Annotated in this window: 20 protein-coding genes; 13 read left to right on the top strand and 7 right to left on the bottom strand. The window is 45.5% G+C overall.

The features are described from left to right. Window positions 1–36 precede the first annotated feature (36 nt). Window positions 37–885, bottom strand: coding sequence for a basic amino acid ABC transporter substrate-binding protein (locus tag H6F98_RS17050; protein ID WP_242058573.1), 849 nt, complete (start codon window positions 883–885; stop codon window positions 37–39). Between the two features lie 327 nt (window positions 886–1,212). Here H6F98_RS17050 and H6F98_RS17045 point away from each other — a divergent pair, with 327 nt between their 5' ends. The 8 genes from H6F98_RS17045 (at window position 1,213) to H6F98_RS17010 (ending at window position 7,661) form a co-directional block, all read left to right on the top strand. Beyond that, window positions 1,213–1,974 (top strand): amino acid ABC transporter ATP-binding protein, encoded by a 762-nt coding sequence (locus H6F98_RS17045; RefSeq protein ID WP_192219883.1) that lies wholly within the window; start codon window positions 1,213–1,215, stop codon window positions 1,972–1,974. A gap of 325 nt (window positions 1,975–2,299) precedes the next feature. Then, window positions 2,300–2,533 carry a hypothetical protein gene (locus tag H6F98_RS17040; protein ID WP_192219882.1) on the top strand — a complete coding sequence of 78 codons (234 nt, stop codon included), beginning with the start codon at window positions 2,300–2,302 and terminating at the stop codon, window positions 2,531–2,533. 631 nt (window positions 2,534–3,164) lie between these two features. After that, window positions 3,165–3,398, top strand: a complete 234-nt coding sequence (locus tag H6F98_RS17035; RefSeq protein WP_242058572.1) for a hypothetical protein — start codon at window positions 3,165–3,167, stop codon at window positions 3,396–3,398. A gap of 485 nt (window positions 3,399–3,883) precedes the next feature. Beyond that, window positions 3,884–4,837 carry an alpha/beta fold hydrolase gene (locus tag H6F98_RS17030; RefSeq protein WP_192219880.1) on the top strand — a complete coding sequence of 318 codons (954 nt, stop codon included), beginning with the start codon at window positions 3,884–3,886 and terminating at the stop codon, window positions 4,835–4,837. Window positions 4,838–4,910: 73 nt separating this feature from the next. After that, on the top strand, window positions 4,911–5,195 hold the full coding sequence (locus tag H6F98_RS17025; RefSeq protein WP_192219879.1) for a DUF2470 domain-containing protein: 285 nt from the start codon (window positions 4,911–4,913) through the stop codon (window positions 5,193–5,195). 139 nt (window positions 5,196–5,334) lie between these two features. Beyond that, window positions 5,335–5,562, top strand: a complete 228-nt coding sequence (locus tag H6F98_RS17020) for a hypothetical protein (RefSeq protein ID WP_192219878.1) — start codon at window positions 5,335–5,337, stop codon at window positions 5,560–5,562. A 127-nt stretch (window positions 5,563–5,689) separates the two neighbouring features. Beyond that, a complete protein-coding gene (locus tag H6F98_RS17015; protein ID WP_192219877.1) occupies window positions 5,690–6,187 on the top strand; it encodes a pentapeptide repeat-containing protein in 498 nt (165 codons plus the stop codon). Between the two features lie 310 nt (window positions 6,188–6,497). Then, complete coding sequence (locus H6F98_RS17010) at window positions 6,498–7,661, top strand: pyridoxal phosphate-dependent aminotransferase (protein ID WP_192219876.1); 1,164 nt, start codon at window positions 6,498–6,500, stop codon at window positions 7,659–7,661. 155 nt (window positions 7,662–7,816) lie between these two features. Here H6F98_RS17010 and H6F98_RS17005 read toward each other — a convergent pair whose 3' ends face one another. Continuing rightward, window positions 7,817–8,290 carry a hypothetical protein gene (locus tag H6F98_RS17005; RefSeq protein ID WP_192219875.1) on the bottom strand — a complete coding sequence of 158 codons (474 nt, stop codon included), beginning with the start codon at window positions 8,288–8,290 and terminating at the stop codon, window positions 7,817–7,819. 238 nt (window positions 8,291–8,528) lie between these two features. Continuing rightward, window positions 8,529–9,791: a TetR family transcriptional regulator gene (locus H6F98_RS17000; protein WP_192219874.1), complete on the bottom strand. Its 1,263-nt coding sequence runs from the start codon at window positions 9,789–9,791 to the stop codon at window positions 8,529–8,531. A 119-nt stretch (window positions 9,792–9,910) separates the two neighbouring features. Between H6F98_RS17000 and H6F98_RS16995 the strand changes: the two genes are divergently transcribed. Next, window positions 9,911–10,765, top strand: a complete 855-nt coding sequence (locus H6F98_RS16995; protein ID WP_192219873.1) for a fatty acid desaturase — start codon at window positions 9,911–9,913, stop codon at window positions 10,763–10,765. A 178-nt stretch (window positions 10,766–10,943) separates the two neighbouring features. Next, complete coding sequence (locus H6F98_RS16990) at window positions 10,944–11,966, top strand: cyanophycinase (protein ID WP_199348577.1); 1,023 nt, start codon at window positions 10,944–10,946, stop codon at window positions 11,964–11,966. 86 nt (window positions 11,967–12,052) lie between these two features. Here the strand turns inward: H6F98_RS16990 and H6F98_RS33115 are convergent, their stop codons facing one another. The 3 genes from H6F98_RS33115 to H6F98_RS16980 form a co-directional block, all read right to left on the bottom strand. After that, on the bottom strand, window positions 12,053–12,196 hold the full coding sequence (locus tag H6F98_RS33115; protein ID WP_206759658.1) for a PIN domain-containing protein: 144 nt from the start codon (window positions 12,194–12,196) through the stop codon (window positions 12,053–12,055). 41 nt (window positions 12,197–12,237) lie between these two features. Continuing rightward, window positions 12,238–12,534 carry an acylphosphatase gene (locus tag H6F98_RS16985; protein ID WP_192219872.1) on the bottom strand — a complete coding sequence of 99 codons (297 nt, stop codon included), beginning with the start codon at window positions 12,532–12,534 and terminating at the stop codon, window positions 12,238–12,240. A gap of 169 nt (window positions 12,535–12,703) precedes the next feature. After that, entirely contained in the window at window positions 12,704–13,060 is a 357-nt protein-coding gene (locus H6F98_RS16980; RefSeq protein WP_192219871.1) for a hypothetical protein, read from the bottom strand. Window positions 13,061–13,243: 183 nt separating this feature from the next. Between H6F98_RS16980 and H6F98_RS16975 the strand changes: the two genes are divergently transcribed. After that, window positions 13,244–13,714, top strand: a complete 471-nt coding sequence (locus H6F98_RS16975; protein WP_192219870.1) for an ABA4-like family protein — start codon at window positions 13,244–13,246, stop codon at window positions 13,712–13,714. A 145-nt stretch (window positions 13,715–13,859) separates the two neighbouring features. On the opposite strand, the gene H6F98_RS16970 is transcribed toward H6F98_RS16975, so the two are convergent. After that, window positions 13,860–14,747, bottom strand: a complete 888-nt coding sequence (locus H6F98_RS16970; protein WP_192219869.1) for an alpha/beta fold hydrolase — start codon at window positions 14,745–14,747, stop codon at window positions 13,860–13,862. Between the two features lie 214 nt (window positions 14,748–14,961). Here H6F98_RS16970 and H6F98_RS16965 point away from each other — a divergent pair, with 214 nt between their 5' ends. Both H6F98_RS16965 and H6F98_RS16955 read left to right on the top strand, forming a co-directional pair. Next, entirely contained in the window at window positions 14,962–15,495 is a 534-nt protein-coding gene (locus H6F98_RS16965) for a GAF domain-containing protein (protein ID WP_192219868.1), read from the top strand. Between the two features lie 218 nt (window positions 15,496–15,713). Further along, window positions 15,714–21,101, top strand: coding sequence for a TIR domain-containing protein (locus tag H6F98_RS16955; protein WP_242058571.1), 5,388 nt, complete (start codon window positions 15,714–15,716; stop codon window positions 21,099–21,101). Window positions 21,102–21,119: the final 18 nt, after the last annotated feature.

Genomic DNA, 21,119 nt, shown 5'->3' with positions numbered 1-21,119 from the left:
ATAAGTTGTGTTTGACGATGCCTACCAGCTTTGGTATTAGATCGGTGCAGTTTCTGGAAGTTTAGGAGGTTCTTCGTCAAACCACTTCTTGTAGATTTGAGCGTAGGTTCCATCTTTAATAATGGTGTCTAAACCTCTATTGATAGACTCCAGGTTTTCTGAACCTTTAGGGGTGGGAATGCCATAGTATTCTGCGGTGAGCTGCTCTCCGACGAGTTTTAGACCTTTGAGGCTACCCGTTTTGAACGCATACAAGGTAACAGCCTTATCATTAATTGCGGCATCTGCATTACCATTAACTACTTCTTGAAGAACAAGATCTGGACTATCAAATGTGCTGATTTTGGCTCCAGAAACTTTTTTGGCTTCATCGGCACTAGTTGTACCAATTTGTACAGCAATTTTTTTATTTTTGAGGCTGTCTAAATCGGTGATGTCAGTGTTTTTTTCTGGAACTGCGATCGCAAGTCCGGCTTTAAAGTAAGGTTTTGAGAAGTCGATGACTTTTGCTCGCTCAGGGGTGATAGTCACTCCAGCCATAGCCGTATCAACAGAACCTGCCTGTAAAGCTCCAATCATGCCATCAAACCGCATACTCTCAAGCTCTACTTGGAAACCTTCCGCCTTACCAATGCTGTTAATGATGTCAATGTCAAATCCTTGAATCTGCCCATCAGGCCCTTGAAATTCAAAGGGTGCAAAAGTTGGATCAGTTGCTACTTTGAGAGTTTTACCTGCGGCAACCGGATTTGAACCTGCACCTGAAGGGTTACTGCCAGCATCCGTAGAATTAGGAGCAGTGTTGTTACAGGCAATAACTAGCATCAAACAGCCTAGGGCAAGGGCGAACTGACGCCACCAACGGATACCTGTAAATCTAATCATCTTTCCTTATTTCCTCTTATCATCCTACCTAGAGAAACTGCCTCATAAAGCGAATAAACCTTTAGTAGAAGTTTATTAATAGCTGTAGAGACAAAGCTTTGGTTCTTTGAGTTTATGTTACATCACAGCTTTTCTATAGGAAGGCTTGTGCCTTTGGAGGGGTGTTTGCCAGAAGGCTCATCCTATTGAGACTGTAAGCAAATCGCTCAATAGCTAGTTTGAGCTTTGACTGACTCAAGTGAATGTGATAACTGCTACAATTTACGGCAAGAATGGTGAGATAGTCTCTTATAGCAAGTCGAGCTAAGCCCGCATTTAGGACTGGATATGGAGGATTCTACTCCGGCGATCGCATTTGAACAGATTGAAAAAAGCTTTGGCTCTCTAAAGGTACTGCAAGGCATCAGTGGCTCGATTAACCGGGGAGAAGTTGTTGCGGTAATCGGTTCCTCTGGCTGTGGCAAGAGTACACTCCTACGCTGCTTCAATCGTTTAGAGACAATTAACGGTGGGCGTTTAGTTGTTAATGGGATAGATCTATCGTCTCCCAAACTCAGCCAGAAGCACTTGCGGAGACTCCGGACACAGGTAGGGATGGTTTTTCAGCAGTTCAACCTGTTTCCCCATCTAAGTGTGCTGGAAAACTTGATGTTAGCCCCGCGTCAGGTACTTGGACAGTCTCGTGCTGAGAGTGAGAAGCAAGCTCAATTTTATTTGGAGAAGGTAGGTTTGCCGGAAAAGGCGATCGCTTATCCAGAACAACTATCGGGTGGACAGAAGCAACGGGTAGCAATTGCCCGGAGTTTGTGTATGAACCCTCAAATTATGTTATTTGATGAACCAACGAGTGCCCTCGATCCAGAACTCGTGGGGGAAGTCCTACTAGTAATGCAGCAACTGGCTGAAGAAGGAATGACGATGGTAGTCGTCACTCACGAGATGCAGTTTGCCCGTGAAGTAGCGAATCGGGTACTGTTCTTAAACAAGGGTCAGGTAGAAGAAGAAGGCAAAGCCCAGCAAGTGCTGAATAACCCTAAAAGCGATCGCCTACGCGCTTTCTTGAGTCGTATGAGCTTTGTGAGCCAATGAAGCGAAAGTAGCGGCCATAATCTTTTCGCAATTTATAGGGTGCGGCAAAGCTACAATCGCTTCCAATACATTTTTCTCTCAGGGCAATAAATTCGTCGTCAAGCTAATAGATAACATCAAGTCTTTAAAGTATGATTTACGGTATCCTGCCAGATGAGAACTGAGAACCCTTTCTGAGAGAAAAGCACTCAACCTTTGCCTGATCTTTCATGTCATCAGGGAGTTTCTTCTTCATCCTGAAACAAAAGTATACACTTAGAGGTAAGAGACTAGAGAGGCATCACAGATTATGACCTCAATGACGCAGGCAAGGAAGGCAGGACAAATGAAACGAATAACTAGCTATCAAGCCTTATGGAGACCACAAGACAATCGAGGGCACTTTTGGTTTACCTATTTTGATGGTGAAAAAGCACGCACAATTGATTTAGATGCAGAGAGCTTCCGGACAATGCTGAAAGTCCTTGACACAGATAAGCCAATTTTTGGCGACCATACAACCTCAGCTATTGCCGTTCATTCGCAGCCGAATGAGATTAAGGTAGGTGCATGGGCATAAGGAAAGAAATGACTTTCTACTTCTAGCTTTTGGGCAGAAAGCAATCTCTAAGAAGTTTCTTAAAGAGAGTAAGTGTCTCAAGCTTCCTTAGGAGAAATTGGCTAAAGCCTTGTCCGTTGGTGTTGCACAGTTCTAGAATGCTCCAGATAGGGGGTGCAAGGATTGACTCACTAGTTCATTGCTAGAGACGTGCAACACCTTGCCAATAAACTTCTTACTCGCAAGGGTGCTTGCTTCCTCTCGAATCTGTTAATTTGCGACCAGAGAAAAAACTTTGTAATTTCAGTGTTTCTATTGGGTAAGTTTTTTCGGGTCTAATGCTGATGTATGACTCCTATTAGTCGCCTACATCTTGTTTTATTTATCTAAATTCCGCAAGAAAGCAAAGTAACGGTTTTAAGTCTTCAATGCTGCTGAATATTGGGTTGCCTAAGGTTTTTGTAAATCAACGCTAGGAAATTTACAAGTGACACAGGAGTCTGAATGCGATCACTCTAAGTTGAAGGCTAACAACGAGATACTACAATCTTTGCAAACTCTTTAATCTTCTTGGTAGAAACTATACAAAAGTATACAATTGGAAAGAAGAGACTAGAGGAGCGGACAAAAGGAAAAGTCTATAGAGATGGAAATGAAACGAATTGCAAGCTATCAGGCATTATGGAGACCTCAGGACAACAAAGGCCACTTTTGGTTTACCTATTTTGATGGAGAGAGAGAACGCACAATTGATTTAGATGCCGAAAGTTTCCGGATTGTCTTAGAAATTCTTGACACAGATAAGCCCATTTTCGGAGACCATACGACAGCTGCTGTCGCTGTTCACTCGGAACCCACAGAAGTGAAGGTAGGCGCTTGGGCATAAACAGACAATGAATTTACCTACATTAAGGCTTGCTATAAGTCAAACCCTTGATGCCGATTCACCCTTGTCTTAGGAAAGACGCATCTCTCTTAGTAAAGACCAGTGTGGTAGATACACCCTTGCAGAAACTAGAGGCAGGAGGTAGACAAAACTATTGACACTTTGACGCTAAGTCCACTACAAGTTGATGAATTTCTCTTGTAGCAAACTTACTACTAGTAATACTGACGTATAACTTGTATTACATATATGTATGTTATTTCAATCAGGTGAAGCCGACAACCTAACTTAACCAGACTTCATTAAGTCTTTAAAATCCTGATTAAACCCTGTCTTTTGCATTCATCAGGACGTGAAAGTCAAACAAAGCAGTACTTGACTTTGCTCTGAAGTTCAGCTTGATTCGATCTAAGGTAGTTGCAGTATTGTGCGTATTATACATCCACTCTTCATGCTGATACTTACCCGTATTACACATAGTAACTATGCCACCCAACTCTCCCGTGCCAGAGTCACTGAAGACTAAGGATATAACAGCATTGCCTTCTCTGTTTTATACCTGGCAGGATTATCGCTGTGGTTACGAATTGCTTACCTCAGGGGATTCGACGACTGACAAAGGCGTTCCTCTAGTATTACTGCATCCAATCGGGGTAGGATTATCTCGGAACTTTTGGCAGCGCTTCTGTCAAGAGTGGTGTCAATCGGGTTACGACAATCCGGTTTACAACCCAGATTTGCTTGGATGTGGTGAGAGTGATATGCCACGTATTGCTTATACGCCTGCCGATTGGGCTAAACAGTTGCAATACTTTTTGCAGACAGTCGTCAAAAAGCCTGTAGTTGTGCTGGCACAGGGTGCGGAGGTTGTTGTGGCGCTTGCTCTCGTACAACAACAAACTGAGCCAAATTATATTAAAGGTTTAGTACTGGCAGGTCCACCTGCTTGGACAGTGATGACCGAAGAGAGTCCAAGTTGGCAACAAAGAGTTACTTGGAATGTATTAGACTCTCCTGTGGGCAATGCGTTCTACCGTTATGCTCGTCGCCGTCAATTTTTGCGATCATTCTCAGAACGTCAACTATTTGCTGACCGCTCAGATGTTGATGTTCAATGGTTGGATACTCTCTTAGCTGGTGCGGCTAATCCCGCGAGTCGTTATGCAGTTTTTTCCTTTCTCGCTGGATTCTGGCGACAGAACTATGAAAAAGCGATCGCATCGATTTCTCAACCGACTTTAGTTGTAGTAGGAGAGGAAGCAACCAGCATCAGCCGTAGTGGTCAAGCGGAGACACCAGAGCAACGATTAACGCAGTACCTCAAGCATTTGCCCCAAGGCAAGGGTTGTCAAATTCCTGGTCGTAATGTTTTGCCCTATGAGTCAACTACTGAATTTGTGTCTGTCGTTGCTGAGTTTGTGAAGCAGTTCAATCGCTAATTCACAAGGGCAAACAGAACTTACCGAAAAAGATCGTTGAACAACACCTGTAGTACGTTTAGGAGTACAAACCATGTCTGAACAGTTCTCCATTGAAATAAGCGATCGCATTTGTAAGCACATGAACGAAGACCATGCCGCTGCTATCGCCCTCTATGCCCAAACCTTTGGCAATTCTCCCGATACAGAAGCCGCACAAATGCTCTCCATTGATGCCCTTGGCATGAACCTGATGACGCAAGTCAAGGGAGAGTCGGTGCCTCTACGCATTGAATTTGATCATGCTCTCCAAGATTCTGAAGATGCTCATCACACGCTGATTGCAATGGTTAAACAAGCGAGAACCTTTACAAAATAGGTTACTTGCGCCATTGCAGAATTATTCTCTTCAGAAATCTTTAACAAATTCTTATCAGAATTATACTGATGCCTCCCTTTACTCGTAGAATCTTGAATCTAGAGAAAGCGTGTAATAAAGTGAGGCTCTGGCTGCATCAATGAACAAAATCGCTAACAACAACAAAACCACTGAAAAGACTCTGCCCTTTGCAGGACTGCTGTTTTTGATGCTTGTATTTGGCGGAGGGATTCGTCAAGTCGGTTACGCTTTCGACAACGCTGTAGCCAAGGAGACTTCACACACAGCACAGGACAAGCAACATCAGGATTCCCATCAAAACGCGGACTCCCCAAACCAAGACACGCTCTATTACTCCCCTTTCTAGGGACTCTAATGAGTAACCTCGTTTTTTGTCTACTACTGCTGCAACCAACAACCAACAACTAGACATACCCTAGTCGCAGAGAGCTAAATAGTTGATGATGTCTGAGGAGCAATAATCATCAATTGTTATGAGGTATCTTCAACAACTAGCAGCACTAGTCTTAGTGTTCGTTCTTCTTTTCTTTCCCCTATCGGCACAAGCCGCTAGTTCTTCTTCCATTGGACGTGCCGCTGGTGACTCTGAACTCACTGGTAAGGATTTCTCAGGACAAGCCTTGCAAGGGGTTGAGTTTTCCAACGCCAAGCTGGAGAACACCAACTTTAGTAATGCTGACTTACGCGGTGCTGTGTTTAGCGGTTCTGTAATGAAAGAAGCCTCTCTACATGGGGCAGATTTCACGGATGGCATTGCTTATATCGTTGACTTCAGAGGAGCAGATTTGAGTGATGCAATTTTCCTGGAAGCGATTTTGCTACGTTCTCGCTTTGAGGACGCGGACATTACAGGCGCTGACTTCAGCTATGCCGTTTTAGATGGTGTCCAAGTCAAGAAACTCTGCGAAAGGGCAACAGGTATCAATTCCAAGACAGGAGTGGCAACTCGTGAGTCTTTGGGATGTCGGTAAAGGGGCTATGGGCGATATAGCAGTTGTCAGTTAAATGAGGTATAGCTAAAAGCTATGAAACAGCGCTACTAGTCAGAAAACAAAAAAGCTGATGGCTGATAGCTGACGGCTAACTGCTATGTAGGCTCTAGGGAAGAAAATTTTCTTTTATCCTATTGCTTATAGCCGAGAAACCCATCTGGTTAGGAAAAAAAGTAAAAAAAACGCCAATTAAGAGCGTGATTACAAGTTAGTCTGGGAGACTAGAGGAATTGCGTTACGCGCAAGCCCTTGCACTTATCTCCCTTTTTTTCTTTCCGGTGTAGTAAGCATGAAGCTGGCAGCACGAGTTGGTCAAGTCTCTCCTTCCCTTACCCTGTCGATTACGGCTAAGGCGCTAGCCATGAAGGCAGAAGGAATAGATATTTGTAGTTTCAGCGCTGGTGAACCCGATTTTGCCACCCCAGTACATATAAAAACCGCTGCACAAAAAGCGCTGGATGAAGGCAAGACGAAGTATGGGCCAGCGGCTGGGGAACCAAAGTTACGAGAAGCGATCGCTCGTAAGCTTAGAGAGGAAAATGGTCTTTGTTATGCGGCGGAGAATGTCATTGTCACCAACGGCGGTAAGCATTCTCTGTATCAGCTAATGATGGTGTTGATTGAACCTGGGGATGAAGTAATTATTCCCGCCCCCTACTGGCTTTCGTATCCAGAGATGGTGAAGCTTGCTGGTGGCACACCTGTAATTGTTCCAACGGATGCGTCCACTGGTTACAAAATCACGCCAGAGCAACTACGCGCCTCGATTACCCCTAAAACAAAGCTATTTGTCCTCAATTCTCCCTCTAATCCGACTGGGATGGTCTATACACCAGCAGAGGTGAAAGCACTGGCAGCGGTTGTGGTTGAAGCCGATATTTTGGTTGTTTCTGACGAAATTTACGAGAAGATTCTCTACGACGATGCAGAACACCTCAGCATTGGTGCTGTCGGCCCAGAAATCTTTGACCGCACGATTATTAGCAACGGATTTGCGAAAGCCTTCTCAATGACTGGCTGGCGTTTGGGCTATCTCGCTGGCTCAGTTGAATTGATTAAGGCGATGATTACCATCCAAGGACACAGTACCTCAAATGTCTGTACATTTGCTCAGTATGGTGCGATCGCAGCATTGAACGATTCCCAAGATTGTGTAGAAGAAATGCGTCTCGCCTTTGCCGAACGACGGCAGGTGATGTTAGAGCGTCTTAACGCCATTCCTGGATTGAGTTGTGCTAAGCCGGATGGTGCGTTCTATATGTTTCCTAACATTAGTCAAACCGGGCTGAAATCTTTGGAGTTCTGCGACGGCTTACTGGAATCTCAGCGAGTTGCTGTAATTCCTGGTGTTGCTTTTGGCGCTGATGAGTGTATCCGCCTTTCCTACGCTACAGATATGGCATCAATTGAAACGGGAATGGATCGATTAGAGAAATTTGTGCGATCGCTCTGATCAGTTAAAAATAAAATCATGATTTAAGCGAATTTTTCGCTGGGGCAATTGATGAGGCTAGGTGGTAGGTGTTAGGTGTTAGGTAATGAACTGATTTTCCCTACAACCTACAACCTCCCCTCACCGATAAGTATCAAACACTTATCCTTATGGTATTACCTACCCCGATCGCGCTCTAAATCATAAATGGCTTTCTCGACATACCAGTTAATTGACCGAGTGGGATCTTTCCGTTTAGCGTGAGCTACAAGGCGGTTGGCTGTATCTATATCGTTGTGCAAAAGTCTAAGCAGTTTCTTTTGAAGCTTAGGGCTAGCTTGGTTAAGACCGATAGTATTTTCCTGGCTTCTGGTACTAGAGACAGAGTGGTGGGACGCTTTTTTTGTACTTACAAAGATGGCACCCGCACCGCCACCTACTATTGCTAGACCAACGATGATTTTGGCTGGGTCTACAAGTTTAGCTACCTCTGGAGTAGTGGGACTAGAAGCATCTAGCTGAGCCATTTGCGACTCAATCAGTGGCGCTGTTGTCGAGAGAAATGGTACTGTCAACAGGCTAGCTACAGCCCCAGCTAATAATAATGAGAAAGCGTTTGCCGACTTGTGTAGAGAAGAATTAGAAGACATTGTCAGTTGACAACAAAGGGTTGCTTACAACACTACTTCTAGTGTGAGCGAGCGATATGACACAGGTGTGTCAATGATATTCCCATTAGGTGATAGCCTTTGTTTCTTCCGTCTGTTTCCCCAATCCCTAATCGCCACTTTCAAGCTAGGCACCATGAGCTGTTTTGCTCACAACAAAGGAATGAAAATTTTTCTTACTCCTTCTGCCTTCTGCCTTCTGCCTTATTTTCAAGCTAGTCTAAGCTTTTTGATCGAGGCGAAGCGCTCGTTCTAAAGCCGCCTTTTCTCTCCCTCTCCGGGCATAGGGATGTAATTGCGTAGTATCCCAACCGCTTAGAATACTCAAATCCTCTAAATCAATTCCCTTCATCAGCATTTCTACACACCAAGTTTGTCGTGCTTGTTCTACAAATAGCGGTTGACCTTCAGGAGTTAATAACCCTGAAGTAAATGTCTGCCACGAAGCACGTAACTCTTCCTCTGAAAACGGTTGACCTTTCTCATTCACAAACATCGCTAACTGGTCATCTTTACGACTCTTGAGCCACTGACTTAGAGGATTGCGAATGTAGGAGCCATACCGCTTTCCCATAATCCACTGATTGACTGGCACTTGTCGAACTGCACCTTGAGTGATTTGCAACAGGTGTTGGTGTTCATCAATGATTTGATGCAATCGCTCTAAAGCGACAACCTCTTGCGGACGCAAACCAGCTCCAAATAGCACGTAAGCGAGAGCATAATCCTGCAATCCCTGCTTTTTCGCTTGTAGCAGAATCGAGCGAACTAAAGAAGCGGGTAAATCAGCTACTTTCTCATTTAAATTTTCCTCTACTTCTAAAGGAGGGTGAGGTGGGTTGTTTTTGTCCAGGCTGAGAACACCTGCTGAAGATTCGGGTAATGGTGAAACAGCTCCATATAAGAACACCTCCACTAAACTCTCTAAGAAATCCTCTTGGTTATCCCAAAGTTCATGGAACTCACTTGTCAATTCGATGACTAAATACCCGAACAACATCACATTGAGCAAGCTAGATAATTTTTCAGCAGATAAACGGCAGTGTAGCTGCTCACGCTCAATGACAGTTGCGAGATAGTTGGCAACGTCACGATTGGCAAGATTTATACCTTGTCCTAACCCCCGACGATTTTCGACCGTGTACTTACCTGCCTCACCAACAACTGAACGTAGTAATTCTGGAATCTGTTCTAACGCTTTTAGGCGATCGCTTGCATAGTTTCTTAGCGCCTCGTCTACATGGTTTGTCTGATTCACTTGCGCTCTTAAGGATTCACCCAAGTGGGTAAACACCGCAGACTCTTCAATCAATGCCAAGAGCAACCCTTGCTTGCTTCCAAACTGGCGGAACAGCGTTACTTCATTAACCTGTGCTAATTCGGCAATCTGCCGAGTTGTCGTCTCGGTAACGCCCTGAAAGCTAAATAACTCAAGCGCTGCGTTGAGCAAGCGCTGTCGAGTTGAAGAATTTGTTCGAGACATAAAGTTATTAATGTAAGTAGCACTTGCATTATTGGGGAATAGTTGTTAGCTTAGAGGAGTGCAAGTAACACTTGCATCTCCTCACTATAACGACCCTCTCTACAAAAGAGGGAAGACTCATGATTAACAACTCACTCACTGCTGTCCCGGAAACCAAACCCCCCTTAACTCTTAACTGGGTTAGTGTGGCATTTTTCGCGACGATTCACGCTTTAGCACTACTGGCTCCTTGGTTTTTCTCCTGGTCAGCCGTGGGAGTCACGATTTTTCTACACTGGCTATTTGGCAGCATTGGCATTTGCTTGGGTTATCACCGACTTTTAACCCATCGTAGTTTTCAGGTACCAAAGTGGTTGGAGTATATCATTACGACCATCGGTGCCTTTGCTCTGCAAGGAAGCCCCATTTTTTGGGTATCTGGTCACCGTCAGCATCATGCTCACACAGAGGACGAAGTAAAAGACCCCTATTCAGCTCGTCGGGGTTTTTGGTGGAGCCATATGCTTTGGCTGTTTTACAAGAACGACGAGTTTTTCAACTACGAAAACTATAAGAAATCTGCGCCTGATTTAGCACGAGACCCATATTATCGCTGGCTTGACCGCAACTTCTTGTTACTGCAAATTCCCTTAGGAGTGTTGCTCTATGCCTTGGGTGGATGGTCGTTTGTCATCTACGGGATGTTTGTCAGAACAGTGTTACTTTGGCACAGCACTTGGTTGATTAATTCAGCAACTCATATGCGCGGTTATCGAAGCTTTGAGGTAGATGATAACTCTGGTAACCTTTGGTGGGCGGCGATCTTAACGTATGGAGAAGGCTGGCACAATAATCACCATGCTCAGCCGAATGTTGCTCCAGCCGGACGGAAATGGTGGGAAGTTGATGTCACTTGGTGGTCGATTCAAGTATTACAGACTCTTGGTTTAGCGAAGAAGGTTGTAATGCCTCCGCAGCGACAACTACAAAGTTAATTTGAATTGAAGTAGAACAACTCGTTTAAGATAATGCGATCGCACTCAGCACCCAAGAGAAGCGATCGCATTTTTCATAGTTGAGGATACAACAAGCTTTTCCCAACATCTAGACAAGTGCGATCGCGGTATGACAAAGTTTAGCCTTGGAAGATTTTCTTTGGTTTAGGAAAAAGCCATGAGTCTCTGGTCTAAGGATTTAACAACAAGGACAATGCTGAAAAGTTTTGCGGTGGTGCTGTTCTTACTCATGGTTTTGGTGGCATCACCTGCTGAGGCAAAGGTCAGACGCTATTTGGAGGGCAACGCTAGCGATGTCAATCCGGCATTAGCCGGGCCTGCTCATGATTTAGGTGGTGGTGGTACTGACGTAGACCCTGCTATTCAGTGGATGATCGATCAGGTTAGGGGATGTACCAACTGTGCCACTAAGGTTGATGTTGTAGTCATTCGAGCGTCCGGCGATGACGGCTATAACGCGCCGATCCTTGCAATGAACGGCGTTGACTCCGTAGAAACTCTTGCCATCACAAGTCGCCAGGATGCCAATAAAGCTGATGTTGTAGATACAGTTAGGAATGCTGAGGTAATTTTCTTCACTGGCGGTGACCAGTGCGAATATGCCCGGAATTTCAAAAAGACAGGAATCGAGACGGCTGTAGAGTCAGTTTACGCAAGAGGAGGCGGCATCGGGGGAACCAGTGCAGGCACAATGATTCAAAGTGATTTTGTCTACAACGCTTGTTCGGACACCGTTGAAACTGAAGACGCGCTAGAAGACCCCTATGAGGATATTAGCTTCACTGACAATTTCTTCAATTGGGCAAACCTCAAGGGAACCATTGCTGATACACACTTCGGTGCACGGGACAGGATGGGTCGCACCATGACCTTCATTGCTCGCCTAATTAGGGATGGTTTATCTGACAGTGCCTTAGGCATAGCTGTAGACGAGGAAACATCTGTTGTAGTGGACAAAAACGGTTTAGCCAGGGTTATGGGAAAAGGACCAGGGTACTTCATACTCGGTGACCACATGCCTGAAGTCTGTGAACCACAAACTCCTCTAACCTTCTCCAACTACAAGATATGGAGAGTAGGGAGTGATAGTACATTCGACCTCAAAAATAGACCAACGAGGGGCTACTATCTCAGAAGTGTCAATAAAGGGCGGATGAATGGAAACCCTTACGAGAGATAGGCGAAAGGCTAACGTTCCCAAACAACAACCACCAGTTCAAGACAAACTCTCTAACAATTCACTAACTGACAGAATCGGCAAAGTAGCTACCCGCTCTCATCTTGTGCATTGCGGCTGATAATGGCGTCAAGCCTTGATGCCATTGCACAGGCTAATTGAACGGCATCTTCAAAATCTCTCAATGCGATCGCCTTTGTGAATTGGTTAAAACACTTGTTTGAGTTGCCCAATCTGTAAAGTTGACAGACCAAATTTCCCTACGGTCTTGGCATTATCGCCTAGTTTCAAATCCCAGCAACCCTTCCGGTTCTTCGTATTCAACTGCCACATCTTTAACCACAGCAGCTCGTGGTCCTTTGTGACACCATTTAATCATCTCCTCAACAGCAGCTTTACTCCCTTCAAAAAGCGCTTCTACACGACCATCCGAAAGATTTCGCACCCAGCCATTGATACCCAATCGATTAGCCTCATCCCTCGTTGAGAAGCGATAGCCAACTCCCTGGACTCTGCCAGTGATAAAAACATGGACGCGGATTTGCTCTGGCTGCTGTGATGGGTTCGGCATCAACTTGTCCCTATTGATAATCGGTTCCCTGATCAAAAGTACGGCACAGTCAATTGTTTTGACTGTGCCTACAGCAAGCTACTTTAACAAAATATTCAGATGAGAGAGAGTCTGCTGTCTACTCAAAACGTATTGATGTGCAGTAGTTTTTTGCTACAAACCCAAACTTTTAATCGTCATCATCGTCATCGTCGTCGTGATCGCGGTGTCGAGAATGATGCTCGTCATCATCGTCATCGTCGTTACGACGATACTCTCTATCTTCATCCCGATAGCGAGAGCGGTGTTCATCATCATTGTCATCATCATCACGACGACGATATTCTCGATCATCATCCCGGTATCGAGAGCGATGCTCATCATCGTTATCGTCATCATCGTGGCGACGATACTTGCGATCATCATCCCGGTCTCTGTACTCACGGTCATCATTGCGATCGCGATGTTCCCGGTCATCATAACGTCGTTCGCGCTCGTCACCCCTTAAACCTCTAAATACATCCCCTATTTGATCACCGATTCCCATAATGTTCCTCCTGAAGTTAATTTGACGTTTTTCTATTAAAACCACGTTTACCTTAGTAGTTTCAGTCTCTCAAAAGAGTTTGCCTACTAACTCTCCTATCAGATATAGATGCCGTCTAATTTGAATCTTCCAAAGTTTGTAAAATCAAGGGGATTTGCGTTTTCAACCTCCTTATCGCTTGCTATGACAATTATTCAACTGTTTAATGGCGCTAATTTATTCGTTCTACCCTTTTGGGCGCTAATGATTCTGTTGCCAAACTGGGGTGTGACTCGAAAAGTGATGGAATCTTATCTACCTTTTGTTGCTTTGGCTGGTTTATATGTGTATTTATTCATCACTAGCATTACACCAGAATCTGCTGAAGCGTTGTCTAATCCTCAACTAGCTGATATTGCCCGATTCTTTGCGGATGAAAAAGCCGCCGCGACTGGCTGGATTCATTTCCTGGCAATGGATTTATTTGTTGGGCGCTACATTTATTGGGAAGGACAGCGAACTGGTGTTTGGACAGTTCACTCGCTGGCGTTGTGTTTGTTCGCTGGGCCGATGGGGTTGTTATCTCACATTCTGACTAGCTGGATTTCAAAAATCTTTACCTCCTCGTCTGAGTCAGACACTGCCACCCCTTCTACAGATACCACCCAAGCTTAGAAACGGTTAGCTCAAGGGTGATATTCTTGAAATCTTTGCTTCCTTATCTCCGCCAGTGGAAAACAGAGATTGGGGAGTCGAGGGCGAATGTAAAAAAAACTAAACTTGTGAGTGTTCGAGCGATCTGCTTGGCAGCAGCGCTTCGCTATCGCAAATAACGCTCCAGTAACCCAATTACTATAGCGGGTTGCTCCAGATGCGGTAGTACACCCGTTTCGGGTATGACTTGAAAGTCCTGAATCGCTTTTGGGTTTAAACGTGCCAGACGCTTACCTAAATCAGCGCGGGTAAACTGTGCCTCTTCTCCCCAAACAACAGTAGTTGGTACTGTTAATCGATCAATATACAGGGGTAAATCAAAGTAAAGATCACCCCTCAAGAATGCCAATGCTGCATATTCCGCATTCGGTTGCTGTGCAGAAGCGAGATACGCCGCCACCATTTCTTCGGTTACCCGTTCAGCTTTTGCGAAGAGAAACTGCACCAAAAAGTTACGCACAGCAACATCATTCGTTGCCCCTAAGGTATAAATCAGGCTGCTTAAAAGTGGTGTTCTAACAATATTTAGCGGTAGTCTCCGTCCAGCATTTTGCCCAAAGTCATCAAACCCAGAGGGACAAACAAGAAATAGCGCCTTGAATAATTCTGGATGCTCAATTGCAATACGAACAGCCAATGCACCTGTAAGGGAAGAGGCAACAACAATTACTGGAGAATCAGCTACCTGTGAGATAAACTCTGTCAGTGTTGTTAGATAGTCGCTTACTTGGTAGTCCCGGATGGGATGAGCAGATTTTCCCCAACCAATTAAATCAGGCGCAATGACACGGTGAGTTGTGGCAAAAGCAGGATACACCTTCGACCACTCATAAGCCGAAGCCCCACCACCGAAATTATGTAGGAAGATGAGATGAGGTAACTCCTCCTCTTCTGCTACTGTCCATGGAGGAGCAACTGGTGTGTAGTACACCATCGAACCCAAGGAAGTATTAGCGACCTTTTGCCCAAAGCCAGGAGGCTGAAACTGGAGCATAAATCTACGTTGCTCCTAATGATTAGTAATTTTTGACAACAATTAGACTCATAGCTCCACGCTGGAATAGCTACTTTACCTATGGTCTTTCAGAAAGTGATATCTTGACAACTTTCTGGCTTTTGGAGGAGCGATCGCATTTCGATTCCAGCCGATAATTAAGACAATTCTCGATCTATCCTGTTTACGAACTCAACGGCACGACAACAAGCGCATGGCTGACCAAGCTTTACCCCCAGTTTTAGAAAAAATCCTTGCCACTGCTAGTGAACCGGATGCTGTCTTTTCCGAGATACTACCAGTGTTAGGCGACATATTGCAGTGTCATAGATGCTTTCTTTACTTGCGTAATCCTCAAACTAAGATGGGGAAAATCGCTTACTGTTGGCTTCGCAGCGACCAGTATCCGGATGTCACAGACGCGGATTGGAAGAAAGAACCGGAATCGTTACCCCAAGAAGACCCCTTATTTGCTGCCGCGCTACGTGCAGAAGACTCAATTTTTGTGGAGGATGTAGAGACAGCAAGTCCAGAAGTCGTCAACGTAGATTTTGAGCGAACCAACTTTGGACACCGAGCCTTAATTCATGCTCACTTGCGCCAGGATGGTCAATTGTGGGCAATTTTACAACCCTGTATGTTTGGTCAGCCAAGAGTGTGGACTGACTTTGACCGTTCTATTGTTGCTCAGTTAGAGCCAAAGCTTGCACCACTGGCTGTTGCCTATGTCAAGGAAGCAGGGGTTTAAGACTTCTTGCAAAGGTCAATACTTCAAGATAGATCTTGTGGAAGAACTTGGGACCAGTTGCGACAAGGTTGAATAAGTGGCTTGACTGGATACTATTTGCTATATTTCCAGGAAGAGAGAAATTATCTATAAGGCTGCATCTATCTAAAGGGGGTAATTTTCATTACCTGAACCAGGGTCAAGACGTTGTTTCTATCTTTTTTGCAGCTACCTCATAAATGAATAAATTTTGCGATGCCTTCATCTCCTACGGACGAGCTGATAGTAAAGCGTTTGCTACCCAACTTCATGGGAGATTGCTCGAACAAGGGTTAAAGGTTTGGTTTGATCAGAACGATATTCCTTTAGGCGTAGATTTTCAGAATCAAATTGATGAGGGTATTGAAAAGGCGCATAACTTTCTGTTTATCATTGCACCGCATTCTATCAATTCGCCCTATTGCCGCAAAGAAATTGAGCTAGCAATTAAGCTGAATAAACGCATTATTCCGCTGTTGCATGTCGAGAAAATCAGCCAAGATATTTGGCAGCAGAGAAACCCTCTTGGCACGCCTGAAGATTGGGAAGCGTACCAGACGAAAGGGTTACATGAAAGCTATCAGAATATGCACCCAGCGATCGGTAAGATTAACTGGGTTTACTTTCGTGAGGGAATGGATGATTTCGAGAAGTCGTTTGCAGGACTTCTAGACATTGTTGAACGCCAAAAAACCTATGTCTATCAACACACGTACTTTTTAGATAAAGCGCTGGAGTGGAAATATAATCAGCAGCAGTCTTGTTATTTGCTGGCTGGAGAGGAATGCCAACAAGCACAGGCATGGCTCAACATTCAATTTAAAGATGAGCAACCTCCGTGTGTTCCAACTGACGAGCATTGCGAATTTATTACCGAGAGTATCAAGAGTGCCAATAACTTGATGACTCAGGTGTTTCTCTCCCATGCTGAGGAAGATATAGCCGTTACAGAAAAAATTCGCAGAACGTTAATCCGACAAGGCTTTACAGTCTGGACGAACCGGACGGATATCAAAACTGGGACGGATTTTCAGGAAGTCATCAACCGGGGTATTGAAGAAGCCGACAATTTGGTGTATATAATTTCGCCAAACTCCTTGAAATCGCAGTATTGCCAGCAAGAATTTGCCTATGCTAGCAAACTGAACAAACACATTATTCCTTTACTGATTGAACCAACGGATTTAGAGGATATCCCACCAGAGCAGCGATCGCTTCAGTTTATTGACTTCACTGAGCATGAGGATGAAACCAAGTATTGCACAGTAGCGGACAAGCTTCTGAATGTTCTCAAGGAAGAGGCTTGGTACTACGAGCTGCATAAAATTCTACTGGTTAAGGCGCTGAAATGGGAGCGAAAAGACCAACCCAAGACACTGTTACTCAAAGGCAGTGAGTTGGCGAAAGCCAAAAACTGGCTCAAGCAGAGCGAACAAAGCCACAAGCAGACTGCCGCTACAAGTTTGCACAAGGCATTTATCGCCACCAGTGAGGAGATGAATCAGTTATTTGATGTTTTCATCTCCTATGGACGAGCGGATAGTTTAGATTTTGCGATCAAACTTCATGCTCGCTTAGTCGAACAAGGTTTAAATGTCTGGTTTGACAAAGAGGGCATTCCCCTCGGTGTAGACTATCAAAAGCAAATTGATGATGGGATTGAAAAGGCGCATAATTTCCTATATGTTATTGCGCCCCATTCGATCAATTCGCCCTACTGTGGCAAAGAGATTGAGCTAGCACTCAAGCGCAACAAACGCATCATTCCGCTTTTGCATGTTGAGCAAATTACCCAGGAAATTTGGCAGCGAAGAAATCCTGTTGGTAAGGCTGAAGATTGGGAAGCGTATAAAGCTAAAGGGTTGCATACTAGCTTTCAGAATATGCACCCAGAAATTAGTAAGATTAACTGGGTCTATTTCCGAGAGGAGAAAGATGACTTTGAGGCATCGCTGACAGGACTGCTGGAACTATGCGAACGGCAGCAGGAATATGTGCAGCAGCACACTTACTTTTTAGCCAAAGCGCTGGAGTGGGAGCGAAATCAGAAACAGTCTCGCTATTTGCTGATTGGGGATGAACGAAAGCAGGGTGAGGCATGGCTAAATATACGATTCAAAGATGAACAAGCCCCTTGTCTCCCTACCGACTTGCACAGCGAGTTCGTTACCGAGAGTATCAAGAATGGCAACAACCTGATGACTCAGGTGTTCCTCGCTCATGCTGAGGAAGATTCACAGGTGATGGATCGAATTCGCAAAAGCTTGTGGCGGGAGTGCTTTACGGTTTGGACAAACAAAACCGATATTCAAACCGGAGAAGCGTTTGAGGATGCGATTGAGCGGGGCATCGAACAAGCGGATAATGTGGTTTACCTGCTTTCACCGGATTCCCTGAACTCGCAGTACTGTCAGCAGGAGTTAGACTATGCTCTGTTGCTGAACAAGCGGATTATTCCGATATTGGTGCGAGAAACACCCCCAGAGGGGATGCCGCCAGTGCTGCGGGGTTTGCACTATATCGACCTGACTGACAATGTAAAGGAAGAGGACTATCAGCTAGATGAAAGCCAACTGCTGAAGATTCTGCGTCAGGATGCGCCGTACTATAACGAACACAAAAGTCTGCTCACCAAAGCGCTGAAGTGGGAACGGCAGCACCGAAATCCTAGTATTTTACTGCGGGGGTATAATCTCGACCATGCCAAAGCGTGGTTGAAGGAAGCCAAGTCAAGAAAGCAGCATTTACCCACGGCGTTGCAGGAGGAGTTGATTGCTGAGAGTTTGCGGCAACCGTCTGCGATATCGCTGGATGTGTTTGTTTCTTATTCCCGCGCCGATTCGGATTTTGCCCGCAAGCTCAATGATGCACTACAGATGCAGGGGAAAACGACTTGGTTTGACCAGGAAAGTATTGCATCGGGGGCTGACTTTCAGGAGGAGATTTATCGGGGAATTGAAAGCGCGGATAATTTCTTATTTATTCTGTCGCCCCGTTCGGTGAATTCGCCTTACTGTAAGGATGAGGTGGAGTATGCGGCTTCGTTGAATAAACGATTTGTGACGGTGCTGCATCGGCAGGTGAATCCAGCTTCTTTGCATCCTGAGTTAGCTAAGGTGCAGTGGATTGACTTCAACCAGAATGAAAAGGACTTCAATGCTAATTTCAGCCAATTGGTCAGAACGTTAGATACTGACCGAGAGTATCTGAAAAACCACACCAAATGGTTACATAAAGCGCTGGAGTGGGAAGAAAAAGACAAAAATCCGGACTTGCTACTGCGGGCTAGTGGGTATAAACTCGCCCAAGACTGGTTACAGGAAGCTGAGAAAAAAAATAAGCAGCCTGCGCCGACGGATTTGCACAGGGAATTCATTCTTGAAAGTGGAGAGGCGATCGCAGCCGAATTCAAACAGACGAAGCGGCGGATAACTATTTTAAGGATACTGCTTGGTTCAGCGGTTGCAGCATTGGTGGTTGCGGTTGGTGCTAGCGTGATGGCCTATAGGCTGTTCTTGAAAGCAGAAGAAGGTCAGATTGAGGCACTCACTCAAGCTTCGGAAGCGCGTTTTACTGTGAATCGAGATTCGTTTGATGCACTGATAACAGCGTTGGATGCTGGGAAACGTCTGAAAGAGAGATTTGGAGCTAAGGCTGACCCTCAGCTTCAGGCTAAAGTGATGAGGACGCTGGGACAGGCAGTTTACTGGGTAAGAGAACGCGATCGCTTGGAGGGACACAAAGGTATTATCCAGTGTGTGAGTTTCAGTCCTGACGGTCAAACGATTGCTACTGCTAGCTATGACAAGACAGTGAAACTTTGGAATCGTGATGGTAGCTTGAGACAAACTCTAGCGGGGCGTGAGGGGCATACTGACGCAGTAATGGGCGTGAGTTTCAGCCCCGACGGTCAGATGATAGCTACTGCCAGTCAGGATAAGACAGTAAAGCTCTGGAGTGCGGAAGGGAAGTTGATTACTACTCTCACAGGGCATAAGGCTGAAGTCAATGGCGTCACCTTCAGCCCCGACGGTCAGACGATTGCCACTGCCAGTAGTGACACCACGGTGAGGCTCTGGAATCGGTATGGGAAACTACTAAAGACACTCGCAGGCCATACCTATGAAGTCTGGGCTGTAAGTTTTAGTCCAGACGGTCAGACAATCGCCACTACTGGTACAGACAGCACGGTGAGGCTCTGGAATCGGTATGGGAAATTGCTACAAACCCTGAAAGGGCATAGCGATACAGTCATCAGTGTGAGTTTTAGCCCCGACAGCCAGACGATTGCTACTGCTAGCACTGACAACACGGTAAGGCTCTGGAATCGGGACAAGGGTATACGGAAACTGACTCTTTCTGGACATAGCGCTCCGGTCAATAGCGTGAGTTTCAGCCCTGACGGTCAGATAATTGCCACTGCCAGTACTGACAACACCGTAAAACTCTGGAATTGGAACGGTCAGGCACTCACTACTCTCCAGGGACATAGTAGTCGGGTCAACAGCGTGAGTTTTAGCCGGGACGGCACTACCCTTGCCTCTGCTAGTCAAGACAACAGCGTAAAACTCTGGCAGCTTAACCGCCCTAGACTTATTATCCTCCCCGCAGGTCAACAGGTTAACAGCGCGAGCTTCAGCCCTGATGGTCAAACGATTGCTACTGCCAGTGATGACGGGATGATGAAACTTTGGAATCGGGATGGAAGAGTGTTGCAGATCCTAAAGGCGCATAGTGATGGAATTTGGGGCTTGAGTTTCAGCCCTGATGGTCAAACGATTGCTACTGCTAGTTACGATCGGCAGGTGAAACTCTGGAATCAAAACGGGAAACTGCGACACATCCTTGCAGGACATGAGGCTCAAGTCTTAGGTGTGAGTTTTAGTCCGGATGGTGAGATGATTGCAACTGCTGGTTTCAACAAGATGGTGAAACTTTGGAATCGCGAGGGAAAACTCTTACATACCTTCCCAGTGAATCGTGATGCATTCTATGATGTAAAAGTCAGTCCAGATGGTCAGACTATAGCCGCCGCCAGTGCTGACGGAACCGTGAAGCGCTGGAATCGAGACGGGGGAGCATTGAAGACCCTAGAGGGTCATAGTGGTTCGGTTTATCGCGTGAGTTTCAGCCCGGATGGTCAGACGATTGCCACCGCCAGCAATGACAAGACGGTAAAACTCTGGAATCAAAATGGAAAAGAGCTGAAGACCTTAGAGGGACATACTGCTGCAATTTGGGGTGTAAGTTTCAGCCCTGACGGTCAGATAATTGCCACTGCCAGTGAGGACAAGACAGTAAAACTCTGGAATCGGGACGGGACTTTGATTGCTACCCTAATTGGGCATGATGCTGAGGTCTATCATGTTAGTTTCAGTTCTGACGGTAAGACTATAGCTTCTGCTAGCAGAGATAACAGTGTGATTCTGTGGAATGTAGAGAATCTGAATCTAGATGACCTACTGGTAGACGGGTGTAATTGGGTGCGTGATTATCTCAAAACCAACCCTAATGTTAAACAGAGCGATCGTCAACTGTGTGATAGCGTTGGAACTCAGCCCAAATCCCCCTCAAAGATACTACTGTGAGAATAACCGATGAGAGTC

It is taken from the genome of Microcoleus sp. FACHB-SPT15 (genome assembly GCF_014849525.1).
In the GTDB taxonomy this organism is placed as follows: Bacteria; Cyanobacteriota; Cyanobacteriia; order Cyanobacteriales; family Coleofasciculaceae; genus Symplocastrum; species Symplocastrum torsivum.
This window is presented reverse-complemented; position numbering and strand designations above follow the sequence as displayed.